We start from the raw sequence: 1193 nt of genomic DNA on the forward strand, positions 1-1193 counted from the left end.
TGTCTAAAGAAAAATTTGAACGTACAAAACCGCACGTCAACGTCGGTACTATCGGCCACGTTGACCATGGTAAAACCACTCTGACTGCAGCAATCACTACCGTTCTGGCTAAAACCTACGGTGGTTCTGCTCGTGCTTTCGACCAGATCGATAACGCACCAGAAGAAAAAGCTCGTGGTATCACCATCAACACTTCCCACGTTGAATATGACACCCCGACTCGCCACTATGCGCACGTTGACTGCCCAGGGCACGCCGACTACGTTAAAAACATGATCACCGGTGCTGCTCAGATGGACGGCGCTATCCTGGTTGTTGCTGCGACTGATGGCCCAATGCCACAGACTCGTGAGCACATCCTGCTGGGTCGTCAGGTTGGCGTTCCTTACATCATCGTGTTCCTGAACAAATGCGACATGGTTGATGATGAAGAGCTGCTGGAACTGGTAGAAATGGAAGTTCGTGAACTTCTGTCTATGTACGACTTCCCAGGCGACGATACTCCAATCGTACGTGGTTCAGCGCTGAAAGCACTGGAAGGCGACGCGGATTACGAAGCTAAAATCATCGAACTGGCTGGCTACCTGGATACCTATATCCCGGAACCAGAACGTGCTATCGACAAGCCGTTCCTGCTGCCAATCGAAGACGTATTCTCCATCTCCGGCCGTGGTACTGTTGTTACCGGTCGTGTAGAGCGCGGTATCGTTAAAGTTGGTGAAGAAGTTGAAATCGTTGGTATCAAAGATACCGTGAAATCAACCTGTACTGGCGTTGAAATGTTCCGCAAACTGCTGGACGAAGGCCGTGCTGGTGAGAACGTTGGTGTTCTGCTGCGTGGTATTAAACGTGAAGATATCGAACGTGGTCAGGTACTGGCTAAGCCAGGCTCTATCAAGCCGCACACTCAGTTCGAGTCAGAAGTTTATATCCTGTCCAAAGATGAAGGCGGCCGTCATACTCCGTTCTTCAAAGGCTACCGTCCACAGTTCTACTTCCGTACAACTGACGTGACTGGCACCATCGAACTGCCAGAAGGCGTTGAGATGGTAATGCCGGGCGACAACATCAAAATGGTTGTTACCCTGATCCACCCAATCGCGATGGACGACGGTCTGCGTTTCGCAATCCGTGAAGGCGGCCGTACTGTAGGCGCGGGCGTTGTTGCTAAAGTTATCGCTTAATCGCTGATA

At 51.0% G+C, this 1193-nt stretch carries 1 protein-coding gene; it reads left to right on the top strand.

Features of this window, described 5'->3' with window-relative positions:
* Window positions 1–1184 (top strand): elongation factor Tu (tuf, locus tag M977_RS23755; protein ID WP_064519627.1); only part of this gene is annotated, 1184 nt, incomplete at its 5' end.
* Window positions 1185–1193 lie beyond the last annotated feature (9 nt).

Source organism: Buttiauxella gaviniae ATCC 51604 (assembly GCF_001654835.1).
In the GTDB taxonomy this organism is placed as follows: domain Bacteria; phylum Pseudomonadota; class Gammaproteobacteria; order Enterobacterales; family Enterobacteriaceae; genus Buttiauxella; species Buttiauxella gaviniae.